At 53.6% G+C, this 26,219-nt stretch carries 19 protein-coding genes; 16 read left to right on the top strand and 3 right to left on the bottom strand.

Annotated features, from left to right (window positions below; translation table 11 throughout):
• Positions 1 to 271 precede the first annotated feature (271 nt).
• The 8 genes from SACSAC_RS25990 to cyoD all read left to right on the top strand — a co-directional run bounded on the left by SACSAC_RS25990 (position 272) and on the right by cyoD (position 13,197).
• Complete coding sequence (locus tag SACSAC_RS25990; protein WP_037291445.1) at positions 272 to 1,999, top strand: ABC transporter substrate-binding protein; 1,728 nt, start codon at positions 272 to 274, stop codon at positions 1,997 to 1,999.
• Positions 2,000 to 2,209: 210 nt separating this feature from the next.
• Complete coding sequence (locus SACSAC_RS25985; RefSeq protein ID WP_037291444.1) at positions 2,210 to 3,943, top strand: ABC transporter substrate-binding protein; 1,734 nt, start codon at positions 2,210 to 2,212, stop codon at positions 3,941 to 3,943.
• 368 nt (positions 3,944 to 4,311) lie between these two features.
• A complete protein-coding gene (locus SACSAC_RS25980; RefSeq protein WP_037291441.1) occupies positions 4,312 to 6,663 on the top strand; it encodes a glycoside hydrolase family 95 protein in 2,352 nt (783 codons plus the stop codon).
• Between the two features lie 428 nt (positions 6,664 to 7,091).
• Complete coding sequence (locus SACSAC_RS25975; RefSeq protein WP_037291438.1) at positions 7,092 to 8,441, top strand: GH1 family beta-glucosidase; 1,350 nt, start codon at positions 7,092 to 7,094, stop codon at positions 8,439 to 8,441.
• A gap of 791 nt (positions 8,442 to 9,232) precedes the next feature.
• Entirely contained in the window at positions 9,233 to 10,201 is a 969-nt protein-coding gene (gene cyoA, locus SACSAC_RS25970; protein ID WP_037291436.1) for a ubiquinol oxidase subunit II, read from the top strand.
• Between the two features lie 62 nt (positions 10,202 to 10,263).
• A complete protein-coding gene (locus SACSAC_RS25965; protein WP_037291434.1) occupies positions 10,264 to 12,234 on the top strand; it encodes a cbb3-type cytochrome c oxidase subunit I in 1,971 nt (656 codons plus the stop codon).
• Complete coding sequence (locus SACSAC_RS25960; RefSeq protein WP_037291430.1) at positions 12,234 to 12,851, top strand: cytochrome (ubi)quinol oxidase subunit III; 618 nt, start codon at positions 12,234 to 12,236, stop codon at positions 12,849 to 12,851. Before SACSAC_RS25965 ends, SACSAC_RS25960 begins: the two co-directional genes overlap by 1 nt.
• Before the next feature lies 1 nt (position 12,852).
• Positions 12,853 to 13,197: a cytochrome o ubiquinol oxidase subunit IV gene (gene cyoD / locus SACSAC_RS25955; RefSeq protein ID WP_037291429.1), complete on the top strand. Its 345-nt coding sequence runs from the start codon at positions 12,853 to 12,855 to the stop codon at positions 13,195 to 13,197.
• A 441-nt stretch (positions 13,198 to 13,638) separates the two neighbouring features.
• Here the strand turns inward: cyoD and SACSAC_RS25950 are convergent, their stop codons facing one another.
• Entirely contained in the window at positions 13,639 to 15,138 is a 1,500-nt protein-coding gene (locus tag SACSAC_RS25950; protein ID WP_037291426.1) for a glycoside hydrolase family 43 protein, read from the bottom strand.
• Between the two features lie 170 nt (positions 15,139 to 15,308).
• Between SACSAC_RS25950 and SACSAC_RS25945 the strand changes: the two genes are divergently transcribed.
• Both SACSAC_RS25945 and SACSAC_RS25940 read left to right on the top strand, forming a co-directional pair.
• Entirely contained in the window at positions 15,309 to 16,247 is a 939-nt protein-coding gene (locus SACSAC_RS25945; RefSeq protein ID WP_037291423.1) for an ArsR/SmtB family transcription factor, read from the top strand.
• Positions 16,244 to 17,344 (top strand): SGNH/GDSL hydrolase family protein, encoded by a 1,101-nt coding sequence (locus SACSAC_RS25940; protein ID WP_051507426.1) that lies wholly within the window; start codon positions 16,244 to 16,246, stop codon positions 17,342 to 17,344. The genes SACSAC_RS25945 and SACSAC_RS25940 overlap by 4 nt, the downstream gene beginning before the upstream one ends.
• Here the strand turns inward: SACSAC_RS25940 and SACSAC_RS25935 are convergent.
• Together SACSAC_RS25935 and SACSAC_RS25930 are read right to left on the bottom strand one after the other, a co-directional pair.
• Positions 17,341 to 17,739: a GtrA family protein gene (locus tag SACSAC_RS25935; protein WP_245608707.1), complete on the bottom strand. Its 399-nt coding sequence runs from the start codon at positions 17,737 to 17,739 to the stop codon at positions 17,341 to 17,343. The two genes, SACSAC_RS25940 and SACSAC_RS25935, sit on opposite strands and share 4 nt — an antisense overlap.
• Before the next feature lie 4 nt (positions 17,740 to 17,743).
• Positions 17,744 to 19,762, bottom strand: a complete 2,019-nt coding sequence (locus SACSAC_RS25930; RefSeq protein WP_051507425.1) for a glycosyltransferase family 39 protein — start codon at positions 19,760 to 19,762, stop codon at positions 17,744 to 17,746.
• Between the two features lie 254 nt (positions 19,763 to 20,016).
• On the opposite strand from SACSAC_RS25930, the gene kduI reads away from it, so the two are divergent.
• The 6 genes from kduI to SACSAC_RS25900 all read left to right on the top strand — a co-directional run bounded on the left by kduI (position 20,017) and on the right by SACSAC_RS25900 (position 26,009).
• Positions 20,017 to 20,850: a 5-dehydro-4-deoxy-D-glucuronate isomerase gene (gene kduI / locus SACSAC_RS25925; RefSeq protein WP_037291421.1), complete on the top strand. Its 834-nt coding sequence runs from the start codon at positions 20,017 to 20,019 to the stop codon at positions 20,848 to 20,850.
• A 41-nt stretch (positions 20,851 to 20,891) separates the two neighbouring features.
• Entirely contained in the window at positions 20,892 to 21,671 is a 780-nt protein-coding gene (locus tag SACSAC_RS25920) for a DeoR/GlpR family DNA-binding transcription regulator (protein ID WP_037291419.1), read from the top strand.
• Positions 21,672 to 21,711: 40 nt separating this feature from the next.
• Complete coding sequence (kduD, locus tag SACSAC_RS25915) at positions 21,712 to 22,464, top strand: 2-dehydro-3-deoxy-D-gluconate 5-dehydrogenase KduD (protein ID WP_037291417.1); 753 nt, start codon at positions 21,712 to 21,714, stop codon at positions 22,462 to 22,464.
• 122 nt (positions 22,465 to 22,586) lie between these two features.
• Positions 22,587 to 23,447 (top strand): sugar phosphate isomerase/epimerase family protein, encoded by an 861-nt coding sequence (locus tag SACSAC_RS25910; protein WP_037291415.1) that lies wholly within the window; start codon positions 22,587 to 22,589, stop codon positions 23,445 to 23,447.
• Between the two features lie 174 nt (positions 23,448 to 23,621).
• Positions 23,622 to 24,455, top strand: a complete 834-nt coding sequence (locus SACSAC_RS25905) for an SDR family NAD(P)-dependent oxidoreductase (protein WP_037291413.1) — start codon at positions 23,622 to 23,624, stop codon at positions 24,453 to 24,455.
• Positions 24,456 to 24,713: 258 nt separating this feature from the next.
• Positions 24,714 to 26,009, top strand: a complete 1,296-nt coding sequence (locus tag SACSAC_RS25900; RefSeq protein ID WP_037291411.1) for a homocysteine synthase — start codon at positions 24,714 to 24,716, stop codon at positions 26,007 to 26,009.
• Positions 26,010 to 26,219: the final 210 nt, after the last annotated feature.

Below are 26,219 nucleotides of genomic sequence, written 5' to 3'. Positions count from 1 at the left end.
CATATCGTTAAAAAAAAGCAGCCTTCTCCCTTAGGGATGAAGGCTCTTTTTTTGCGTATCTATCGAAACCGGATGCTGAATTCATAAGGAAAAGAATCCTGCGAAGAGTTCTTTTTCTTCAGGCGTAAATCTGCGTCGAATCCGTTGACAACAGTAGGTACGCATCTTATATTTTTAACTGTAAGCGCATACTTTATTAAATGAAGAAATTTTTTTAGAGAAAGAATGTAAGCGGTTTAAAAAAAGAGTTCTTAGAGGGGGATGAAGATTCATGAAGGCGAAAACGAAGAAAATGGCGGCTCTGTTGATGACGAGCACGCTGGTTGTGGCGGCAGGATGCGGCGGCGGAGGCGAGACGGCAAGCAATGCAAATGCACCGGCGAATACGGAACCCGGAAGCACGACCGAGGCTGCACCGAGCACGGAGCCGGTAACGTTCACTTTCTTCGGCGGTGATGCGAGCCCGAACTGGAATACGATGCAAGACAAAGTCGGCAAAGCGATTACCGAGAAAACGGGCGTATCCTTGACTGCGGAGTTTGCGGTAAGCGGCACCGATCAGCAGAAAGTCGCCCTCATGATCGCATCCGGCGAATATCCGCAAATCATTTTTCCAAAAGGCGAAACAAGCAAATTGGTCGAAGCCGGAGCACTGGTCGACCTTACCGATCTGATCGACAAGCATGCGCCTAACATCAAGAAAATTTACGGTCCTTACATGAATCGGATGAAGTACAGCAAAGATGATCAGTCCATCTATACGATTCCGACCAACACAACCGTCGATCATACCCCGTTCGATGCAGGCGGCGGGTTCGAAGTTCAGCTTGCCGTTTTGGAAGAACTGGGCTACCCGGAAATTCGTACGGTCGAAGATTACGAGAAGGTGCTGCGCGACTATTACGAAAAGAACCCGACGATCGACGGTCAGCCGACTATTCCGCTCACGCTGAATGCCGACGATTGGAAGATTATGATTACCGTCACCAACCCGGCCTTTTTGGCAACCGGAGCGCCTGACGACGGAGAGTTCTACATCGATCCGGAAACCTACGAAGCCAAGCTGCACTACAAGCGTCCCGAGGAAAAAGAATACTTCCGCTGGCTGAACCATATGTACAATACGGGCCTGTTGGATAAAGAGTCTTTTACGCAAAAAAACGATCAATACTTGGCCAAGATCGCCAGCGGCCGCGTGCTCGGTCTGATCGATCAGAACTGGGACTATCAAGAAGCCGAGAACTCCCTGAAAAGCGCCGGCAAGCATGAGCGTACGTACGGCCATTTCCCGGTTACGCTGACCGAAGAATACAAAGACAACTCTTTCGTCGATATCGGTAACGGCTCCGGATGGGGTGTCAGTCTCACGACGGCGCTGAGCGAGGAAGAGCAGATCCGCGCGATTGAGTTCCTGGATTGGATGGCTTCCGACGAAGCGCAAATCCTCAACAACTGGGGCATCGAAGGCGAGCATTACAATATCGAAGACGGCAAGCGCGTGATTCCGGCCGACGTGCAGGATCGCAAGACGAACGACAATGCCGCTTTCACCAAAGAGTCCGGAATCGGTTTGTACAACGCGGTATCCGTTCGTTACGGCGACGGCGTGAAGGATGAGACGGACAACTACTACACCACGAACTATCCGGAGCAAATCACGGCGAACTACAGCGAACCGATGAAGAAAGCGCTGGCGGCCTACGATGCAACGACATGGAAAGACCTGTTCCCGGGCAAAGACGAATTCCCGGTTAAAGCTTGGGGCGCCGCGTACAACCTGCCCGGACCGGGCGGTTCCGATTACACGGTACCTTTCCAAAAATCTCAGGATATCGTACGTAAAGCTATTCCAGCCGCGATCGTGGCAACACCGGAGCAATTCGACGCGATCTACGATCAAATGCTGACCGATTTGGAAGGCAACGGCATTCCGGAGATGGAAGCTTTGTACACGCAAGTGGTCAAAGATACGGTAGAAACATGGGGAACCGGCAAGTAAACGAACGGAATGTTGATGGTGTTCGGAATCCGGACCTTTATCCTTCTCGGATAAAGGTCTTTTTCGAAAAAAAATTTATTTTTGTTAAAATGTAAGCGTTTTAAAAATGCGATAAGTAAGCTATAATAAACAAGAGCCGTTTCGGCTTGAACAAAAATGTAAGCGCTTAAATATATGGGGGCAAGGCCATTCAAAGAAGGGTGGGATAAGATGGAAACGAGTAAAAAGTGGAAAACGGCAATGTTGTTGACGGCAGTATCGGTTGCGGCGGCAGGATGTTCGGGCGGCGGAGGAACGACGACGAATTCTGCTGATCAGGCGGCGCAAACGACTCCGGCAAAAAGCGACTCCGGCGGCGACGACACCTCGCCTGTCACGTTCAGCTTCTTCGGCGGCGACGCCAGTCCGAACTGGGCGCGCATGCAGGACGAGACCGGCAAAGTCATCACGGAGAAAACCGGCGTCACGATCGAAGGCGAATTCGCTGTCAGCGGAACCGACCAACAAAAAATTGCCCTGATGATCGCTTCCGGCGAATATCCCGAACTCTTGTATCCCAAAGGCGAAACGAGCAAACTGGTGGAAGCCGGCGCGCTGGTGGACCTGACCGATCTGATCGAGCAGTATGCCCCGAATATCAAAAAGCTGTACGGTCCTTACATGAATCGTCTCAAGTACAGCAAAGACGATCCTTCCATATACACGATCCCGACCAACACCGCTGTCGATAATACCGCTTTCGAAGCCGGAGGCGGCTTTGAAGTGCAGCTTGCCGTGCTTGAAGAATTGGGCTACCCGGAGATTCGCACCGTCGAAGACTTCGAAAAGGTTTTAAAAGAATATTACGCCAAGCACCCGACGATCGACGGTCAGCCGACCATTCCGCTTACGCTGAACGCAGATGATTGGAAAATTATGATCACCGTCACCAACCCGGCTTTCTTGGCGACTGGCGCTCCCGACGACGGCGAGTTTTATATCGATCCGGACACGTACGAAGCGCAGCTGCATTACAAACGTCCGGCTGAAAAAGAATACTTCCGTTGGCTGAACCATATGTATAACGAAGGCTTGATCGATCCCGAAGCGTTCACGCAGAAAAACGACCAGTACTTGGCTAAAATCTCCAGCGGACGCGTACTCGGCCTGATCGACCAGGATTGGGACTTCCAAGAAGCCGAGAACTCTTTGAAAGCCGCAGGCAAGTACGATAAGCTGTACGGCCATTTCCCGGTTACGCTGACGGAAGAATATCAAGACCATTCCTTCGTCGATATCGGCAACGCTTCCGGCTACGGCTTGTCCTTCTCGACGACCATGAGCGAAGAAAAACAGATCCGCGCGATCAAGTTCCTGGACTGGATGGCATCCGACGAAGGGCAGCTGCTCGTGAACTGGGGCATCGAAGGCAAGCATTACAACGTCGAAGACGGCAAACGGGTCATTCCGGCAGACGTGCTGGATCAGAAGATCAACGACAACTCCGCATTCCAAAAACAAACCGGCATCGGGCTGTACACGCCATTCACGGTTCGTTACGGCGACGGGGTAAAAGACTCGACCGACAACTATTACACCACGAACTATCCGGAACAAATCACCAACAGCTACAGCGAACCCGAGAAAAAAGCGCTCGCGGCTTACGACGCGACCACTTGGAAAGACCTGTTCCCGGGCAAAGAAGATTTCCCGGTCAAAGCCTGGGGAGCGGCGTACAACCTGCCGGCACCTAGTTCGCCGGACTTCACGGTTCCGTTCCAAAAATCGCAGGATATCGTGCGCAAAGCGATTCCGGCCGCAATCGTGGCGACGCCGGAGCAATTCGACGCTATTTACGATCAAATGCTGACCGATCTGAACGGGTCCGGCATTCCGGAGATGGAGGCTTTGTACACGCAGCTGATCAAAGATACCGTGGAAACATGGGGGACTCCGGCGGAGTAAAGCCGGCACGGTTTTTGCCGGGAAAATCCTATTCGCTTGGGAAGCCCGGTTGGACGCTGCGGGAGAAATTCGCTGGGCCGGGCTTGCGCGAATTGAATATTCCCACAAAAAAGGCGGGTTAAGCTCCGCCTTTTTTTGATGGGGAAAAATATTCAAAGGCAAGGAAAAGCAAAGGCAAAGGCAAAGGCAAAGGCAAAGGCAAGTGAAAGAGCATAAAGAAAAATGTCGAAAAATATAGGGAGAATTTAAAGGAAGAAGATTGACGCTGTTTGGCGGCTGTCTTATACTGAAAACGGATGTGTAAGCATTTTCAGCGGAGAAGGCCGGGATCGACCTAAAACGTTTTCTGAAAACGGGGGTTAGTCGGAATGAAGAGGAATCAAACGTATAAATTATGGTATAAGCAGCCTGCGCAGCGGTGGGAAGAAGCGCTGCCGGCAGGGAATGGACGATTGGGCGCGATGGTATTCGGCGGGGATCGCCGGGAACGGTTGCAGCTGAACGAGGATACGTTGTGGTCGGGATTTCCGCGGGATAAGGTCAACTATGATGCACAGCGTTATTTAAAGCAGGTGCGAGAGTTGATTTTTGCGGGGAAGTACGATGAAGCGGAGAAAATCATCAATCTGCGCATGCTGGGCTGGAATACGGAAGCGTATCAGCCTCTCGGCGACTTGTATGTTGACCGGATCGGCGGCGGAGAAGCGACGGGCTATGAGCGCGAACTGGATCTGACCAACGGTGTGCTGACGACGACTTTTACGGCTGACGGAGTTCGTTTTACCCGCGAAGTATGGATCAGCGAGCCGGATCAGGTGCTGGCTGTGGTGTTAAGCGCAGATCAAGCAGGTTCGATCGATGTTGACGTGTCGCTGGAGAGCCTGCTTCCTTATGAGACAGCGGCGTATACGGACGGTCGCCTGGCGATCAAGGGCATGGCGCCGAGCCATGTGGAGACGAATTACTTCCGCGACCACCCGGAAGCGATTCTGTTCGAAGACGGCCTGGGGATGCGTTTTGAAGCTCAATTGAAGACGCGCGCCGAAGGCGGGAACGTTCGTGCCGTAGAAGGACGCGTCGAGATTCGGCGCGCGGACCGGGCGGTGCTGCTGCTCGCGGCGGCGACTAACTTTGAAGCATACGACAAACTGCCGGAAAGCGGTTCTCGTCGTCCGGACCGGTTGTGCGAAACTTGGTTGAAGGCGGCTTCGGCATGGGACGAGCAAGCTTTGCGCGAGCGGCATGTTCGCGATCATGCGGCACTGTTCGGACGCGTGGAGCTGAATCTCGGCGGGGAAGAACGTGCCGAGCTGCCGACCGACGAGCGTCTTGAAGCCTACAAGCAAGGAGCCGTCGATCCGGCGCTGGAAGCTCTGTACTTCCATTACGGCCGTTATCTGCTGATGGGAAGCTCCCGTCCGGGAACTCAGCCTGCCAACCTGCAAGGGATCTGGAATCACCAGATCGAACCGCCGTGGAACAGCAACTACACGTCGAACATTAATGTACAGATGAACTACTGGCCGGTCGAGAGCGTGAACCTGGGCGAATGTCATGAGCCGATGTTGAAAATGATCGGCGAATTGGCGCATGCGGGTCGGCGCACGGCCAAAATCCATTACGGAACCCGCGGCTGGGCCGCGCACCATAATGTGGATCTGTGGCGGATGTCGACCCCGTCCGGCGGCGATGCAAGCTGGGCTTTCTGGCCGATGGGCGGCTTATGGTTGACGTCGCATCTATGGGAACATTATTTGTTTACCAAAGACCAAGCATTCTTGCGCAATGAAGCTTATCCGATTCTGCGCGAAGCGGCATTGTTCGCGTTGGATTGGCTCGTCGAAGGTCCGGACGGCCGACTGACGACGGCTCCGTCGACGTCGCCGGAGAATCGTTTCGTCACTGAAAACGGAGAACCTTGCAGCACGGCGTTCGGATCGGCGATGGATCTGACTCTTGTTCGGGATGTCATGGAGCATGTGATCGAAGCGGAAAGTCTTTTGGGTCTAAGCAGCGCCGAAGCGGCAGAGTTCCGCTCTGCGCTGCAACGTTTGCAGCCGCTTCGGGTCGGCTCGGACGGTCGCCTGCTTGAATGGGGCACCGAACTGAAGGAGCACGAGCCGGGACACCGCCACGTCTCCCATCTGTATGGCGTATATCCGGGACGCTCCATCAACAGCGAAGAAACGCCGGAACTGCTGGAAGCGGCAAAAGCTTCTCTTGCAGCCCGTATTGCCAACGGCGGCGGGCATACAGGTTGGAGTTGTGCGTGGTTGATCAATTTGTATGCCCGCCTGTTCGACGGCGAGAACGCGTATCACTTCGTGCATACGCTGCTGGCACGCTCGACGCACCCGAACTTGTTCGACGATCATCCGCCGTTCCAGATCGACGGCAACTTCGGCGGAACGGCAGGCATTGCCGAGCTGCTGCTCCAGAGCCATCTGGACGAGCTGCATCTGCTTCCGGTACTGCCGACAGCCTGGCCCGACGGCTCCGTCCGCGGCCTTCGCGCCCGCGGCGGCTATACCGTCTCCCTGAAGTGGCAAAACGGCCAAATCCAATCCGCCGAAATCACCGCCGACTTCTCCGGCCCGATCCGTCTGCGCGCGCAGCGCGCCTTTGAAGGATCTTCGCCTGTACCTACAAACGAAGCCGCTCAATTCACAGGCGTTCTGAATCTGGTCGCCGGCGAAAGCACCACCGTTACTTTCAAATAGCCGCCAGCCAAGCTTAGACTTTTGTGTTGTGCAAAGCTTAGCGATGTTTGATGCTGGCTCTTTTAGAGCGGCGAACTTTTCTGCCTTTCATGCCTGTTTTACCATTGAGCCGCTGCATTCAATGGCTCCGACTTTATATTGCGCGGCCTTAGCTACAAAGGCCGCAGCTTTACCCTGCCCAACAACTTACGGGTTGTGGGAGTTTTGATTTAACCCGGCCTAAGGCTTTGGGAAGTTTCAGCTGAGGAATGAAATGTTCGCCTTTGAAATCGGGAAGCTTCATCGTTGTCCAATCCTGCTTCCCGATTTCAACACGCGACCCAAAGCCTTTCGAAGAAAGGCACATCGTAAGCATAAGCTGGCGAAACTTTCCCGGAGTCCCCAGCCGACGGTTTAATAAAACCTAACAAGCCTATGGAGGAACAAACATGACGATTTTTCAATTTCCGAACGACTTCAAATGGGGCACGGCCACGGCCGCCTATCAAATCGAAGGAGCCGCACGGGAAGGCGGACGCGGTCCGTCCATCTGGGATACGTTCTCCCATACGCCGGGTCGAGTCTTTAACGGAGATAACGGCGACGTCGCTTGCGACAGCTACCACCGCTACGAAGAAGACGTTGAGCTGATGAAAGAACTCGGCATCAACACCTACCGTTTCTCGATCTCCTGGTCCCGCATCATTCCGGACGGAGACGGCGAGATCAACCAAGAAGGCTTGGACTACTACCACCGTTTCGTCGACAAGCTGCTGGAAGCCGGCATTGAGCCGTTCTGCACGTTGTATCATTGGGATCTGCCGCAGGCTCTTCAAGATGTAGGCGGCTGGGAAAACCGTCGCAGCATCGATGCCTTCGTCAAGTTCTCCGAAGTCATGTATCGTGAATTCAACGGCAAAATCAGATACTGGCTGACGTTCAACGAGCCTTGGTGCATCGCGTTCCTGTCGAACGTGATCGGCGTGCACGCCCCGGGCAAGCAGGATCTGCAAGCCGGACTTGACGTTGCTCACAATCTGCTCGTTGCGCACGGCAAATCGGTATCCAAGTTCCGCGAAGTCGGCGTAGACGGCAAGATCGGCATCGCTCCGAACGTGGCATGGGCGGTTCCGTATTCCAAAAACGAAGCGGACCAAGGCGCAGCCGACCGCAACATCCAAGTCTTTTCCGACTGGTTCCTTGATCCGATCTACAAAGGAAGCTACCCGCAATCGCTCTACTCGTGGTTCGAGCAATCCGGCCATGTGCCTCCGATCCACGAAGGCGATATGGAAGCCATTGCGCAGCCGATCGACCATATCGGAATCAACTATTATGCGATGAGCGTCAACCGCTTCAATCCCGACGGCGGCTATTTGCAAATGGAAGAGGTCGACATGGGCCTGGTCAAGACCGATATCGGCTGGCCGGTGGAGTCGAGAGGTCTGTACGAAGTGATCCATTACCTGCAAAAATACGGCAACATCGATATCTACATCACCGAAAACGGGGCTTGCATCAACGACGACATCGTGAACGGCAAAGTGAACGACTCGCGTCGCATCTCCTATCTTCAGCAGCATATCGCTCAAGTTCACCGCGTGATCCAAGACGGCATCAACCTCAAAGGCTACATGGCCTGGTCGCTGATGGACAACTTCGAGTGGGCAGAAGGCTACCGCATGCGCTTCGGCCTCGTACACGTGGACTACCGCTCCTTGAAGCGCACGCCGAAAGAGAGCTTCTACTGGTACCAAAACGTAGTGAAAAACGGTTGGATGGAGACCCGCAAGGAGTAGTGTAGCAACGAAACGCGGACGTCTTGCGAGTAAGCGGCAAGCGCAATCCGGAGACGATGCCCTGCAACGGATCGACATGACGCTTAGAACCTCGAATTGGGGCTGTGAGATTTTTAGCGGATCGAGACGGAGCTTAGCGGTAAAAAAGCAGCTTCCTGAGCCGATTTTGTTCGTTTTTCCTGTCTAAGCGTCCATACGATCCGTTACGGGTTGCAAATTCCGAAAATGAGCGTTCTAACGAACATGCGATCCTTTAGCCTCCGAGCCAACTTAAAAACGAAAAACCTATACGGTCAAAACCTCGATAAAGCTCGCAAAAGAGCCGATCGAGGTTTTTTTTGCGGAATCGGAAATTCATCTATGATAAATGTCACAAAAATGTCAGAGAAAATGCCAACTGAATAGGATGTTAACCGGTGTCGTATCCGATAAGATAATAAAGTCATATGAAGGAGTGAAGCGCGCATAAAAATGTTTAGCAAGGGACCGGAAGACGTTAAAAGGGATTAGAGCGTATATAAAGGAAGAGAAAATTAAAATTTGAAATAAAGTGAGAGGGGAGTAGAAGATTAGTCACTTATCGAAGGGAAGCGGCTATGCTGAAATAAGGCTTTTCAAGGCTCAATATCACGAAAAGAAGCAAATAGTTTGACATCTTTGTTAACAAAGTCAAAACTTTTCGAAAAAGCTGTTCATTTCTGGTATCTTTAAGTGTAGAATCAAAGTTGCGTTTTAATGTGTGAAATGCTTATCGGATTTTATTGAGCGTTCAACAAAGAGAGGGGATCCACATGGGCAAAAAACGAAGATCGCTCGTTCGCGCAGCTTTCTCGGCCGTCGTTCTCGTAATGACGATGCTGTTGCTCTCGGGATGCGCGGACTATATGGTTCTCGACCCGAAAGGACCGATCGCAGCCAAGCAATTGGACCTGATGATTATCACCGTTATTTTGTGCTCGATTATTATCGTGCCGGTGTTGATTATTACGTTCATCATTGTATGGCGCTATCGGGCCAGCAACAAGAAGGCCGACTATAAGCCGGAATGGGCGCACAGCAACCTGCTAGAGACGATCTGGTGGGGAATTCCGATTGTCATCATTATCGTTCTGGCCGTTATCACCGTGCGTTATACGCACGAACTGGAGCCGGCCAAAGCTCTCAAGTCCGATAAGGAAGAGGTAACCATCCAGGTCGTATCGCTGAACTGGAAATGGCTGTTCCTGTATCCGGAGGAAGGAATTGCGACCGTCAATACGATCACGATTCCGGAAGACCGTCCGGTACGCTTCGAGTTGACGGCCGATTCGCCGATGAACTCGTTCTGGATTCCGGAATTGGGCGGACAGATTTATGCGATGTCCGGCATGTCCATGGCTCTGCATTTGCAAGCCGACGAGCCGGGAACGTACTTCGGTACAGCGGCTAACTTCACGGGTGAACATTTCGAAAACATGACCTTCGACGTTCACGCGACCAGCGACGCCGAGTACGAGCAATGGATTCAAGAGGCGAAAAGCTCGCCGAACACGATCACCGACGAATCGTACGAAGAAATGTCGAAGCCTACGGAAAAAGAAGAGCCTACCTTGTACTCTTCGTTCCCCGAAGGTATTTACGAGCGTATCGTAACCAAGTACATGCATGACGGTGCAGAGCTTCACCAGCACGGAAGCGCATCGGCTGACGAGACGGAAGGTACGACATCGGCAGACGCCGCGAACTCGGAAGAAGATTCTTCTTCGCACAACGGCCACTAAGATTCGGATCATACCGGATGTAAAAGAGCCTGAACAATCAATGCAACGAAAGGAGCTCCCTAATGCTCGATAATATCAAAGAGTTCGCATCCGAGTTTTTTGTAACGGGCGATCCGCTGATCTACGGCGCGGACGTGTCGATCGTTCTGGCGACACTCGGGATCGTATTCGTACTGACCTACTTCAAAAAATGGGGTTGGCTCTGGAAAGGCTGGCTCACGACCGTCGATCATAAAAAGATCGGGATCATGTATATCCTTGCTGCGATCGTGATGCTGTTCCGCGGCGGCGTCGATGCCGTCATGATGCGGACTCAGTTAGCCTTCCCGGATTTGAACTTCCTGGAAGCCGATCACTATAACCAAATCTTCACGACGCACGGCGTTGTCATGATCTTCTTCATGGCTATGCCTCTCATGTTCGGTTTGTTCAACATCATCGTGCCGCTTCAAATCGGCGCGCGAGACGTTGCTTTCCCTTTCCTGAACTCGCTAAGCTTCTGGCTGTTCTTCGCCGGCGCCATGCTGTTCAACCTGTCGTTCGTCATCGGCGGTTCTCCGGATGCCGGATGGCTTGCCTACCCGCCGCTCTCCGGTTCGCAATTTAACCCGGGCGTCGGACAAAACTTCTACATTTGGGGTATCCAGATATCGGGTATCGGTTCCCTTGCGTCCGGTATCAACTTTATCGTCACAATCCTCAAAATGCGTGCTCCGGGCATGACGATGATGAAAATGCCGATGTTTACGTGGTCGGTATTCGCTGCTTCGACAACGATCATTTTCGCCTTCCCGATCTTGACGATCACGCTGCTGCTGCTCTTTATGGACCGCTTCTTCGGCGCCCATTTCTTCACGCTTGACGGCGGCGGCAACCCGATGATGTATATCAACCTCATCTGGATGTGGGGTCACCCGGAAGTGTATATCGTCGTTCTGCCAGCCTTCGGCGTATTCTCCGAGACGGTTGCGACCTTCGCGAGAAAACGGCTGTTCGGCTACGCTTCCATGGTATTCGCCATGGTTATCATCAGTATCATCTCGTTCTTCACTTGGGCTCACCACTTCTTCACGATGGGCTCCGGCGCGAACGTTAATGCGTTCTTCGCAGTCACGACGATGATTATCGCGATTCCGACCGGGGTCAAGATATTCAACTGGCTGTTTACCATGTACAAGGGCAGGATCACCTTCCCGACCCCGATGATGTGGACGATCGCGTTCATACCGGCATTCGTTGTCGGCGGGATGACGGGGGTTATGCTGTCGGTTGCACCAGCGGACTTCCAGTTCCACAACAGTTACTTCCTGATTGCCCACTTCCACCAAGTGTTGATCGGAGGCGTCGTATTCGGTTACTTCGCGGGTCTGTACTACTGGTGGCCGAAGATGTTCGGCTTCAAGCTTAACGAGTATCTCGGCAAATGGGCATTCTGGCTCTGGAATATCGGTTTCTATGTCTGCTTCATGCCGCAATACCTCGTCGGCCTCGACGGCATGACGCGCCGGATCAGCGTATTCAGCAACCCGGATTGGCAGGGTCTGAACGTGGCTTCGACGATCGGCGCGTACATCATGGGTCTTGCCTTCCTGTTCCAGGTAGCGCAGATCGGTTACAGTATTTTCCGTCATGAAAAAGATACAACAGGCGATATCTGGGATGGACGCACGTTGGAATTCTCGATTCCTTCGCCGGCGCCGGAATACAACTTCGCGGTTATTCCGCAAGTTCACAGCCGCGACGAGTGGTGGGAAGAGAAAGAACGCCGTGCCAGAGGCGAGAAGCCTTGGCAGCACGGACCGATCGAACCGATTCATATGCCGAAAAACTCAGCAATTGGTCCGATCATGGGCGCCTGCTGGTTCGTTCTCGGCTTCGGTCTGGTCTTCCACTGGCTGTGGATGGCAATTCCAGGTCTGATCGGCGTATTCATTTGTATGTTCGCTCGCTCGTTCAGCGCTCACAAAGCGGAATACTACATTCCGGTTGAAGAAATTGAGCGTACTGAAGCGACGTTAAGGGGGTCGGTATAATGGCACAGTCTCCGGCGCATGGCTCGGACCATCATGATCATCACGCTGCGGGTCACCACGACCCTCAGGATCTGAAACTGCTCGGTTTCTGGATTTTCCTTGTAACCGACGTTATCATGTTCGCAACGTTGTTTGCGACATTCATCGTTCTTCGCGGCGGCACAGACGGCAACGTAACCGGCGCGGAACTGTTGGAAATGAACGGGATCATCATTTCGACGTTCCTGCTCTTGACCAGTAGCTTCACAAGCGGTGTAGCCGTTCTGGCGATGCACCAAAACAAGATCAAGCAGATGATTATCTGGTTGGTGATCACCGGACTGCTCGGCGCAGGCTTCCTGTACTTGGAAGTCAACGAGTTCCTGCACTTGATCCATGAAGGCGCGACGCTGCAAACAAGCGCATACTGGTCGGCATTCTTCACGCTGGTCGGCACGCACGGCGTTCACGTTACCGTCGGCCTGTTCTGGATGATCGCGATTATCATTCAGATCGTTCGCCGCGGCCTTACGGACGATACCAAGGGCAAAGTTACGGTATTCAGCTTGTACTGGCACTTCTTGGACGCGGTCTGGATCTTCCTGCTCTCGATCGTGTACCTGATGGAGGTGATGTAAGATGGCGGATCACAATAACGCGCATAACAGCCACGGTGGGGAACGTCACGAGCACGGCTCGCTTAAGTCCTACATCATCGGTTATATCATTTCGATCGTGCTGACGATCATTCCGCTCGTTGTCGTGTTGAACGATATGATGGGACGTACAGCCACGATTGCAGTGATCATGGTAACGGCGACCCTGCAATTCCTGGTTCAGTTGATCTTCTTCATGCACGTGCGTGATGGAGAACAACCTCGTTGGAACCTGATTACGCTGATCTTCGGGGTTCTGATCCTGTTGACTGTCGTTGTCGGTTCGATCTGGATCATGGGTAATAACTCGATCGGTATGAAAATGTAGGATGAGGGAAGGGCTCGCTTCGGCGGGCTCTTTTTTTGTTGGGGAGTTTTAATTCCTGGGCTGGAGCGGGGAGACGCTGCGGGAGAAATCGAACCTATCCCAACCCAAGAACCCGCCGAAGCAGGCTGCTGGGGTGAGAGAAGACAAGAGGTCGGATTAGGCGATATGTGACCGCCAAATTCAAGACATGGAAAAGATACAAAAGAGGCTGTCCTAAGCTAGGGCGTGTAAGCAAACTCCGCCGGGAGCAGATTGAGCTGGATTTTCGTTCTCGGCAAGGAATTTTCCTGAAGGCGTGCCGGGGCACGTCAAAGGAAAATGACGCCGAAGAGGGCGAAAAGACAGGTCAAGATGCACGTCGTTGAGTTTGCGTACATGGCCTAGATTAGCTTAGGGACAGCTCTTTTTAGGTCAAGGGGATAGAGAAAGGTAACCAACCTTTTATAAGTACTCGCATTTGAAATTCGTGAATTCGGCTTCTGCGTGTTCGCCTGCGGCGTAAAGACCGATGACGACGCCGGTGAAGCCGCCTGCGACTTCGGAAGAGAGGTAGCGGGTTTGGGCTGTGCCTAGGGCGATTTCTTCGTTGTCTTGCACAAGGAAGAAGTGATAGCGTTCATGGCCGGAACGGATAAGAAGTCGGGCTGGGCTTTCGTGGTTGATCGGGATTTCTTTTTCGATCGATTTGACGTCGCCCACGTTCAATCGTTCGATGACTTTGACGGAGCCGTCTTGATCGTTGCGGACGGCGAGGTCATAACGGTGGTTTTCGTCCATGTATAACGTGATTCCGGCTTCGCCCTGTTCGCCGGAAAGTCGGACTTCGCAGGAGAGGGTTGCATCGAAATCTTTTTGTCGAATACCGATGAAGGTCGGGGAAGCCGGGGCATCCAAGGTGATGTCGGTGCCGCGCAGTACAGCTCGATTGGGTTCAAGCTTATAATTTTCGGTCGACGGATGACGCAGATAACACCAATCCAGGTTCCAGTCGGTATTTTCAAAGGTTACGATCTTTTGTTCCTGCTGCACGACATGATCGGGAATACGGTCCGTGGTAAAGCTGGTCAGCGTAATGCCGTCATGTCCCGCGGTAAACCAGCCGTCTTCGTCGAACGTGACCGGGGTCAGGAACACTTCGCGGCCCAGATGGTGATAAGTCAGCCAGCGTCCGATCTGACGGAAGCCCAGATGCAGCATCCACCAGTTGCCGTCGCCGTCTTGAATCAGATCGCCGTGGCCTACGCCCTGAAGCTCATAGCCGCCGAGGTTGCGGTTGGTGAGCACGGGGTTGGCGGCGTACGATTCGAACGGACCCGAAAGCGCTTCGCTCCGCGCGTAAATGACCATATGGCCGTATTCGGTTCCGCCTTCGGCGGCCATCAGGTAGTAACGCCCGTCGATGTTGTACATATGCGGGCTTTCCAGATAGCGACCGCCCGTGCCTTTCCAGATCGAACGGCTCGGCGACAGCTTCGCTCCGGTCTCGATGTTGAGTTCGCATTGCACCACTCCGCCTACGCCTTGATCGTCCGTGCCGTTGCTCATGAAGAAAGCCCGTCCGTTTTCAAAATACAAATCCGGATCGATGCCGCCTTGATCGACGAATACCGGTTCCGACCATTCGCCGTAAATGTCGTCTGTCCATACATAGAAGTTCTGACGCGTCGTATCGTTGGTCGTGGTCATATAAAAACGGCCTTCGTAATGACGGATCGTCGGAGCGAACACGCCGCCGGAGCTGTTGACGCGACTCAGTTGAACTTGGCTCTCGCGAGTCAGGCAATGGCCGATTTGGGTCCAGTTAATCAGGTCTTTGCTCTCGAAGAGCGGGACGCCGGGGAAGAATTGAAAAGAACTGCATACCAGATAATACGTGTCGCCTACTCGGCATACACTGGGATCGGGGTAAAAGCCTTTGATGACGGGATTGTTGTATTTCATGCCGCACCTCTTCTTGAATTCACATCTTTGCGAATTGCATATTTTATTGAATCTAAGCAAATTAAACCGTATTCCGATACCCCTTACAATATGATAAAGTAAGGCGCAAAGAGAAAATCTATTCAATAAATATAAATGTGATTTCAACATGAGCGGAAGCAGGGGGACAAATGATCAAAGCGAACGGCGAAGAACGATTTATTCCGCTATACGAAGCCTTGGCAAGCGAGGTAAGATGGAAGATGCTGAGATTGCTGGCCGATGCCGAGATGAACGTCAAAGATCTGGCGACGCGCCTCGGTCTGAGCCCTTCCATCGTCACGATGCATATTCGAAAGCTGGAGGAAGCCGGATTGATTGGGAGCCGCAGAGTACGATTGAACGGCGGCACGCATAAGATCTGTTTTATCAAAGAAAGCAAGATCGAGATTCTTTTGCCGCAGGCGAGCGAGGAAGCACGGATTCGGGAACAGTCGATCGCGATCGGCCATTATACGGCTTTCGACGTACATCCCACTTGCGGCCTCGGTACTTTGGAAAAAGAAATCGGCGTTTGGGACGATCCCCGTTATTTTCTCGATCCGGAACGGGTGCAGGCAGCTATATTGTGGATGGGGCGAGGCTTTGTGGAGTATAAAACGCCGAATTATCTACTCCCTGAACAGACGGCGGAAGCGATCGAGCTTTCGATGGAATTGGCTTCGGAAGCGCCGGGACTTCGCGATGACTGGCCTTCCGACATCGGATTCGTGTTTAACGGCATCTACTTGGGCAACTGGACCAGCCCGGCAGACTTCGGTCGCGCCGCCAGGGGGAAATACACCCCGTCTTGGTGGCACCGTAACGTAAACCAATACGGACTGCTCAAAACGATTCGAATCGACGCTTCAGGAGCTTCCATTGACGGGGAACGCATGTCGGACGTCACCCTTTCCGATTTGCGTTTGGATGATCCCTTTTGGACGCTGCGTTTTCAGGTGGATGAACAGGCCGAGCATGTGGGAGGCTTAACGCTTTACGGCGCGGGATTCGGCAACCATGACCAAGATATCGTGATTCGCGTGCATATCGGCGATCGTCAAAATGGAGGAGAAGAGGATGGAAAATGAAAGAATTTAGAGCGACGGCGGATTATGTAAAAAAGTTGGGCAGAACGCATAGGTATAACGAGACGTTATGGCTGGGGTTGTCCGGCAGCGGGGTCGAGTTTTCTTTTACCGGGAAAAAGGCGGAAATTACGCTTCAGGGCGATAGTACGGCGCAGGGAACGAATAATTGGGCGCGCGTCGGAATTTGGGTGAATGGAAAACGGGTAGTAGACGAACAGATCGATCAGGCGACGAAAAGATACATCGTGTTCGAAAGCGAAATAGAAGAGACGGTCATCGTGCGCGTCGTCAAGCTGTCGGAAGCGGCAATGTCGACGGTCGGAATACAGCAGATTGCCGTGGACGCAGAAGGCGGTATTCGACCTACTCCGGCAAAGAAGCACAAGATCGAGATTATCGGCGATTCGATCACTTGCGGATACGGAATCGACGATGAGCATGCCGAGCATTCCTTTTCTACCGCGACAGAAGACGTAACTAAGGCGTATTCGTATCAAACCGTTCAGGCGCTCGGCGCCGATTACAGCATCGTGTCGTACAGCGGCTACGGCATCATCTCCGGTTATACGGATAATGACGCCAAACTGCTCACCCATCTGGTCCCGGACTATTATGAAAAATGGGCCAAATCGGAAGGCAGACCGGACGGGACGCTCGATCCGCTCTCGGTTGTTTGGGATTTTACGCAATTCGTTCCCGATCTGGTCATCATCAATTTGGGCACCAATGACGACTCCTATGCGCAGAATAACCTGGAGAGACAGACGGAGTTCGCGATGCGGTATACCGAGTTTTTGAAAACGGTCCGCCGCAGGAACGCTAACGCGATGATCTTGTGCGCTTTGGGAATTATGGGCGATCGGCTGTATCCGTTTGTCGAGCAGGCGGTAGGCCAATATATCGAAGCGACAGGCGACCTCAAGGTAACGACTCTGAAATTCGATGTTCAGCAGGCGGAAGACGGTTACGCCGCCGACTACCATCCGTCTCAAAAAACGCATCGTCAGGCCGCTGAACAGCTGGTCCGACATATTCAAAAGCTGCTGCCCGAGTTCAATCAGACCAACTTCGGGTCCGTTTCTTCTTCCGCGAATTAACGGTTTGGCGTTTCGCTTGCCGCGGGGCGGAACACCCAGACTTTGCTCAATAGATAATTCAGCGCCATGCCGGGTACGGTCACGAGCACTTTTGCGGCCCAGACGGGCATGAACAGATTGAGCAGCGTAAGCAGAGCGGTGGTCAACAGGGCAACGGTCAGATTGACGATCAGAAAACGGGTCAGTTCGCCTTTTTGCTTGGGTTGATCCGTCTTGAAGGTCCAGCGGCGGTTCCAATAGTAGCTGTTGGCCGTACCGGCGGCATAACCCGCGATTTGGGCGATCGGGCCGATCAATCCTTCAAGCAGGAAAAAGACGATAAAATCGACAAGCGTATTGGAGACGCCGACAATGGCGAAGCGCAGCGGCCTGGCAGACATTTTGTTTTGCGGCACGGATTCAATCCTCCTTAATGGATAGGCTGCTCAGATCGTATAGCGTATAGCTGCGATTCAGACCGAGCGTATCGACGACCTGCCCGATCGCGCCGGTGATGCCCTGCGCATCTTGCGAAGAAGGGCCGAATGCTTGCACGCTGCCCTTCTTCATGGCATTCCAGGCTGATTCCGGCACGGGGCTTCCGTTCAATTCAACCCAGCGCGCAAGAGCGTCCTGGGTATTATGCGCGCCGCCGATCAATACATAGCGCAGTTCGCCGGATTTGACCAGTTTTTGCAGGCCTGCGATGTCGAGTGCCGGGTCTACGCCTTTAAAGCCGCCCCATGCGAGTACCGGTAGTCCGGTCTGGATAATCAGAGAGTCCGCACCGCTGTTGGATGAAGGCATGGCGGCCAAATATTTGGCGCTGCCGCGATTGCGGATGAGATAGTCGACCAATGCCGCATCGAGCGGTTCGCCGTCGCGACTCCAGCTTCCGCCGCCTTCGGCCAGATGCGGAGAAGCATAAGGTTGGCGAGCGCTCACCCCGTATAACGAAGGAGTAAGCGACCAGTAAGCGGGCGCGGCGAGCAAGGCAATGAGCGAGAAGATCAACGTGAGCTTCGGCGCGATACGCGTTTTGAACCATAACCCGGGCAGGGCGAGCGTGCCGATCACCGCGCAGGCCAGTCCGATCATCGGAAACCCGTCGTCGTAAGCGATATAAGCCACCGTGCCAAAAGCAATAATCGCTCCGGGGACGATCCAAGAAGCCTGGCGCGAACGGCATAATTCGGCAATTGCCGCACCTGCCAACGCCGCGATGCCCGGTGCCAGCATAATCAGATAGTAACGATGGAAGTATCCGGCCAGACTGAACACGACGATCATCGGCAGCAGCCAACCCGCCCAGAGCATCACGTCGACGCGGCGCTCCGGGCGGCGCAGCCACAGCAGAACGGCGCCGAACAGCGCAAAAGGAAGCAGCCACGCGATCTGTCCGGCGAGCTTCACGTCGAACAGGCGCAGCAGTCCGGACGGTCCGTCTTCGCTGGTCGAACTCATCGCGCCCGAGGAAGAAGCCGGAGCGAAAGAGCGGATTTCGCGAGGAGTTTCGTTTGTCGGAATGCCAGCCTTTTCTAATCGCGAAGAATCTATTCCCAATGGAAGAGTCGGCATCAAGCTGGCATCTTGGGCCGCGATTCGCGCGTTATTTTGACCCGAAGCCAAGCTTCCGCTCAAGTCGCCTGTCAGGCGGCCGATGCCGTTATAGCCGAGTGCCAGCTCCAGTACCGAATTATGCTGACTGCTGCCGACATAAGGGCGTTGATCGGCAGGCGTGGCATCCACGATAACCGCCCAAGACAGCGAGACGGCGATAAGAACTCCGGTAGCCGCGGCCAGGTGCCGGAGTGTTGTTTTCCAATGCTTCTTGCGCATGCGATAAGCCGCCCACACGAATAAAAAGAGAGCGGGCAGCACGAGATAGGCTTGGAGCATCTTGGTATTGAACCCTACGCCGACCAGCGCAAAAGCTAGACAGAGTTGGAGCAGACTGCTGTTTCGAACGGCTCGGGTTAAAACGTATACAGCCAGCAGCAGGAAAAACACCAATACGCTATCCACGTTGTTGGTCCGGCTGACGGCAGCGGCAATCGGCGTAAAAGTCAGGATTAGAGCTGCCAAACGCGCTGCCGCCAAACCGAATGAACCCCGAACGATCAGATAGAGCAGGATGACAGAACCCGCAAAAGCCAGCGCCGACGGAAGAGCAAGCGTCCACGAGTGCAATCCCAATAGTTTGACGCTAATCGCTTGCAGCCAAAAAGCAACCGGAGGTTTATCGATCGAAATGAAGCCGCCGGGATCAAATGAATTGTAGAAAAAGTTGTGGAAGCTTTGCGTCATGCTCGTGACCGCAGCCGTGTAGTAAGCATTTAGATTTCCGGATTTTTGAATATTATATAGCGACAGAAACAGCGCCGCCAGTGCAAGGATTACCGGAATGGGGTCGGTTTTTTTAAGTCGTTTCGCGTTCACGTCAGAGTCCCTCCGGTCCGTCGAGTTTCCGTTTAGTTAAGTCAATCTATGATAACCCGAAAACATGAACAAGAAATGAAAGCAAGCTTAGAAAAAGCTGAACGTTCTCGTCTTTGCCGGATCTGGTAAAGCGGGATTTTTCTTTTTAGCAAAAAAGGATGTACAAAGCGAATTAAATGAACTAATATGAACCTATATAAACGTTCATTTACTGTTTTTTAGCTAAAATCCTCCAAATCGAAAGGATGACTATTGTGGAAAACCGCTATGATTCCAATCCGAAAGACGTAAAAGGCTTCGATACGACCCGACTGCGCGAGGAATTTTTGATCGAAACGTTGTTTGCGCCGGATGAACTTGTAACCGTTTACTCGCATACCGATCGGTATATCGTCGGTTCGGCCGTACCCGTGTCCAAAGAACTGAAGCTGGAAGCCGACTTCAAGCAGATCGGCGCGGATTATTTCCTGGAGCGGCGCGAAGTGGGCATCATCAACGTGGGCGGCGAAGGTTCGGTCACGGTTGACGGCGACACGCACGAGATGGGCGTGAACGAATGCCTGTACATCGGACTCGGCGTAAAAGACGTCTTTTTCAAAAGCGCGAACGGAGACAGCCCGGCAAAGTTCTACCTGGTGTCCACGCCGGCGCACAAAGCCTATACGACGAAAAAAGCGGGCGAAGGCGAAGCGATCAAAGCCAATCTGGGCAGCCTCGACAGCTCGAACGAGCGCACGATCAACAAATATATCCTGCCGGGCGGAATCGAAAGTTGTCAGCTCGTGATGGGCATCACGCATCTGGCGCCGGGCAGCATGTGGAACACGATGCCTTGCCATACGCATAACCGCCGCTCCGAAGTGTATCTGTACTTCAATATGCCGGAAAATGCCGCGGTCTTCCACTTCATGGGCGATCCGCAAGAGACGCGTCATTTGGTCGTGCGGAACGAGCAAGCGATCTTGTCGCCAAGCTGGTCCATCCATAGCGGCGTCGGCACGAACAACTACACCTTCTGCTGGGCGATGGGCGGCGAAAACCAACTGTTCGACGATATGGACGGCGTGGATATGAAGGACTTAAAATAGACCCTACACGACTTTTTTCGGAATAGGAGCTATGTCCAACCATGAACGCACTCAAACGGCATGAAAAATTGATGGAAATCCTTATCGAGCGCAAAGAAATCGGCGTCGGCGAACTCAGTTCTCTTCTCGAGGTGACAGGCAAAACGATCCGCGAGGATCTGGCGCGCCTGGAGGAAAAAGGGCTGCTCGTTCGCGTGCACGGCGGCGCGATGCTGGCTCAGAACGACCAATTCGGCATTTTATCGTCCAAAGGCACCGGAGACAAGCACGCGGCGGAAAAAGCGGAGATCGCCGCCCGAGCGCTGCGTTATATCCAGCCGGGCGACATTATCGCGCTCGACGGCGGAGGAACGACGCTCGAGATGGCCCGTCAGCTCGACAACGCGCCGCTGACCGTCATTACGAACGATTTGTTCATCTTGAGCGAACTGGCGCGCAAAGACAAGATTCGTCTTGTCGTGCCGGGCGGCGAGCGGGTGCGCAACGTGCTGATCGGTCCGGGCAGCGCGCCGTTCGTGGAAGGGCTGAATATTAGCAAAGCATTTTTGTCCGCGACGGCGCTGCATCCGGAACTGGGCGCTTCGATCTACACGGGCGATTTGGTTCCTTATAAAAAGGCATTGGTCAAAACGGCCCGGCAGGCGTACGGCGTAGTCGAGCATCAGAAGTTCGGCAAGTTCGCCTTATGGACGTTTGCGGATTGCGATGAACTGGACGTAATCATTACGGACAGCGGGCTGGATGACGAACAGAAAGCACTTTTTTCACAGAAAAACATACGACTGGACGACGGAAGCGGCGAGCGGGAGAATCAGGCATAAAAGCTGCGTTTGGTCCGGGACATTATCAGGAGGAAAAAAGATGAGCATGTTCGATCTTAGCGGCAAAACGGCACTGGTAACGGGGGCGAGCGGCGGATTGGGTCAAGGAATGGCGTTGGCGCTGGCGGAAGCGGGAGCCGATATCATCGCGGTTTCATTTTCGTCCTGTTCCGATACGGCGGAAAAGGTACAGGCGCTCGGACGCCAGGCGTACGAGATTCAAGCGGATCTCAGCAAAAAAGAAGACCTCGAAGACGTCGTGAAGCAGGCGCTCGCGTTTACCGCACGCATCGATATCCTGATCAACAATGCGGGCATTATCCGTCGTACGCCGATCTCTCAGCACAGCTGGGAAGATTTCGACGATGTGCTGGACATCAACCTCAAAACCGTGTTTTACCTGACCCAGCTCGTCGGCAACCATATGGTCGAGCGCGGCAGCGGCAAAGTGATCAATATTGCGTCGATGCTGTCGTTCCAGGGCGGCATCAACGTTCCGGGTTACACGGCGAGCAAGCACGGCGTAGCCGGTTTGACGAAAGCTTTTGCCAACGAATGGGCTTCGAAAGGGGTTCAGGTCAACGCGATCGCGCCGGGTTACATGTCCACCGACAATACGGCGCCGATCCGCGAGGACAAAGACCGGACGGATTCGATCACGGTACGGATTCCGGCAGCGCGTTGGGGCACGGGAGAAGACGTGGGCGGACCCGCCGTATTCCTTTCCTCGTCGGCTGCGGATTATATCAACGGTCATGTGCTCTGCGTCGACGGCGGTTGGATGATTCGTTAACGGAAGATACACTTATCATCTCATATTTTCGATACGGGCCGCGGACGGCGATGGAGGGCATGAACCCGTCCTCGCCGCTTCGCGGTTTTTCCATGCGAAGCATATAAAAGGAGGAATCGGAAATGAAACTCGGAATTTTGGCACATACGTACGGCAAGCTTCCGGCGGCGGAACTGGCAAGAAAAGTAGCGGAGGAAGGGTTTTCGTCCGTGCAGTTGGCGCTACTCAAAGCGATCGCCGATATCGACTGTTCCCCTGGCAAATTGAGTCCGGGGCTTGCGAATCATATAGGCGAGGCCTTTCAGCGGGAAGGGGTACGAGTCGCGGTTCTCGGCTGCTATATTGATCCCGTGCACCCGGACCCGGACATTCGGCGCGCCGAAATCAATCGGTTCAAAGAGCATCTGCGCTTGGCCCGGGATTTCGGCTGCGGCATGGTTGCGACGGAGACCGGATCGATTCGCACGTACGCGGAATCGCATCCGTCGAATTACGAAGAGCACGGCTGGAGCGTACTGCGGGAAACGGTAACGGAATTGGCGGAGGAAGCGGAAAAATGGGGCGTGAAGCTGGCGATGGAACCCGTGGCAAGCCATACGCTGAATTCGCTGGATCATGTTCGCCGCTTGATCGAAGAAGTGCCTTCGTCTACGATCGGTCTGCTGTTCGACGCCTGTAACCTGTTGAACGAAGAACGTCTGCCGAAGCAGGACGAATTAATAAAGGACGCGTTCGAGACCCTGGCCGATCGGATGGTGCTGATTCATGCCAAGGATTTGAATTTCGGAGAAGGCGGGCATTTCGCGGGCAGCGGTCGTCCTCGCCTGGATCTTCCGATCGGAGACGGGCTGCTGAACAAAGATCTGCTGTACCGTTTGCTCAAAGAACATAAGCCGCATATCGACATCTCGCTCGAAGGCGTTACCGCTGATCAGGCGAAGCGTTCGGCCGACGAGCTGCGACGCTTGTATGCGCGGGCGTAAGACTGGATGCAGCGCATTCGGATCAGAAGCTTGAGCGAGGGAGCCTTTTGCTGCATCGGGAAAGGTTCTTTCGAGCGTGGCTTGTTTCTTGCGCCAAATAGGCTGCGCTTACACCGGGCATCGGTCGGGTAATGGGGTGTATGCCAGACTTGTCGAAAAAGGAGCGAACCGACTATGAGCAGCAACACCCATTCCTCAGAACAGTTTCTCGTCGCGTTAGTCACCGGCGGAGTCAAAGGTCTCGGCCGCGGGATCTGTCATGTACTGGCGCAAAAAGGTTACCGTATTGCTTTGACTTACCATTCCAGCTCGGACGATATGGAAGAGATGACCCGGGAGCTGAAGCATATCTACGGCGCGGAGCCTTTTGCCATCCAAAGCGATCTGACCCAACCCGGCGAACCGAAGCGCGTAGCCGAAGCCGTGCTGGAGCATTTCGGCCGCATCGACCTGCTCGTCAACAACGCCGGGCAAAGTACCATGAGCCCTCTGACAGAGCTTGAAGAAGAGGACATCGGCTGGATGATCGATCTGGATTACAGAGCGCCGATCCTCCTGTCCAAATACATTGCCCAGTCGATGATCGAACGCGAGATTGCAGGCAGCATCCAATTCATCACCTCGTCCCGCGGCGAACGCGCCTACCCGGGCGACAGCATTTACGGCGGAATGAAAGCTGCACTGATCCGTTCCTGCGGCTCCCTTGCGCTGGAATGGGCCCCGTACGGCATCCGTACCAACTGCATCGCGCCCGGCGCAACCGTCAACGACTTGGACCAAGACGCCAGAACGGAACCTTTGGGCCGCAAAATCCCGTTGGGCCGTCTAGGCACGCCGTCCGACATCGGGGAAGCCGTAGCCTGGCTGGCATCCGACCAAGCCGCCTACATCACCGGCATCAACCTGCGCGTCGACGGCGGCCTGATCCTGCCCGGCATGCCCGAAGATACGTCCGAAGAAGCCGGCTACGGCTGGGGAAAGGTCTATCCGCCAAAAGAAGATGAATAGAGGATGAATAAACGAAAAGGACCTACTCGCCCCAAAAATCTGCTATTCACCCAAATACCGCATTATCCTGATCGGATTTTAATTTTACCTCTTTTCATTCCTGACGATCTGTGTAAGAATAAGAGCCAAGTCAAGCACCAAACTACGCAAAAAAACGGAATTCCGAGACGAATCGTTGACAGCCAGAGTTTGCTTGAGCAGGGATGCCGTTCTATCAACCATCCGGCGCAAAAGCCGGAATTTCGGGAGGAATCGGACATGACGGAAGAAAGAAAGCTTTCCTTTGAAACACTTGCCGTACACGGGGGACAAGAGATTGATCCGGTGACGGGAGCGCGTGCCGTACCGTTGTACCAGACGACTTCATACGGCTTCCGGGATACGGAACATGCCGCTAATTTGTTTGGCCTGAAGGAATTCGGCAATATCTATACCCGTCTGATGAATCCCACAAGCGATGTATTTGAACAACGGATCGCTGCGCTTGAGGGCGGCGCCGGGGCGCTTGCTACGGCATCCGGTCAAGCGGCTATCACGTACTCTCTGCTTAATATTGCCGGAGCAGGCGATGAGATCGTCTCGTCCGCGAGCCTATACGGCGGTACATATAATCTATTCGCGGTAACGCTTCCGAAATTGGGCATCAAGGTACGCTTCGTCGATTCCAGCGACCCGGAAAACTTCCGCCGCGCGATCAACGAAAATACGAAGGCCGTCTATGCCGAGACGATCGGTAACCCGCGCGGCGACGTATTGGACATTCGGGCCGTAGCCGACATTGCGCACGAGAACGGTCTTCCGTTGATCGTGGACAACACATTCCCAAGTCCGTATCTGCTTCGTCCGATCGAACACGGTGCGGATATCGTGGTTCATTCGGCAACCAAGTTCATCGGGGGGCACGGTACCTCGATCGGCGGGATCATTGTCGACGGCGGTAACTTCGATTGGGCAGCCAGCGGCAAGTTCCCGGGATTGACCGAGCCCGATCCGAGTTATCACGGCCTGGTCTACGCCGAAGCGCTCGGCCCGATCGCGTATATCATCAAAGCTCGCGTGCAGCTGATGCGTGACCTGGGCGCGGCGATTTCTCCATTCAACTCCTGGCTGCTTGTTCAAGGACTGGAAACGTTACACCTGCGCATGGAACGGCATAGCCAGAATGCCCTAGCAGTCGCGAGGTTCCTCGAAGGACACGAGCGGGTAGAATGGGTCAATTATTCCGGTCTGCCGAGCCATCCTTCTTACGAACTTGCCCAAAAGTACCTGCCGAAAGGGCAGGGAGCCATCCTGACGTTCGGAATCAAGGGCGGAATCGAAGCCGGCAAAAAGCTGATCGAAAGCGTCAAATTGTTCTCCCACTTGGCGAATGTCGGCGACTCGAAGAGTCTGATTATTCATCCGGCAAGCACGACGCACCAGCAGCTCGGACCGGAGGAGCAAGAAGCTTCGGGCGTACTGCCGGGCATGATTCGATTGTCGATCGGTACGGAGTCGATCGACGATATTCTGCATGATCTGGAGCAAGCCATTACAGCTACAGTCGACTTGTAAAAGAACTCATTTGCTGGCGAAAGTAAGTCTTATCCATTCCCAATAATTGCAGGGCGCCGTTCGAGATTCGAACGGTGCTTTTTGTTGTTTTTTATTCAAAAAAAACAGCGAATCGGATCTTTACTTTTTCAATGCGAAGGACTAATATGACATTAAAGTTGCCTTCGCACAAAAAAATTGAATATAGGAAAAATGAGTATCATTCTCATT

This window comes from Saccharibacillus sacchari DSM 19268 (assembly GCF_000585395.1).
GTDB classification, from domain to species: Bacteria; Bacillota; Bacilli; order Paenibacillales; family Paenibacillaceae; genus Saccharibacillus; species Saccharibacillus sacchari.
The sequence above is the reverse complement of the archived record's forward strand: the minus strand, read 5'-3'. Positions and strand labels throughout refer to the sequence as shown.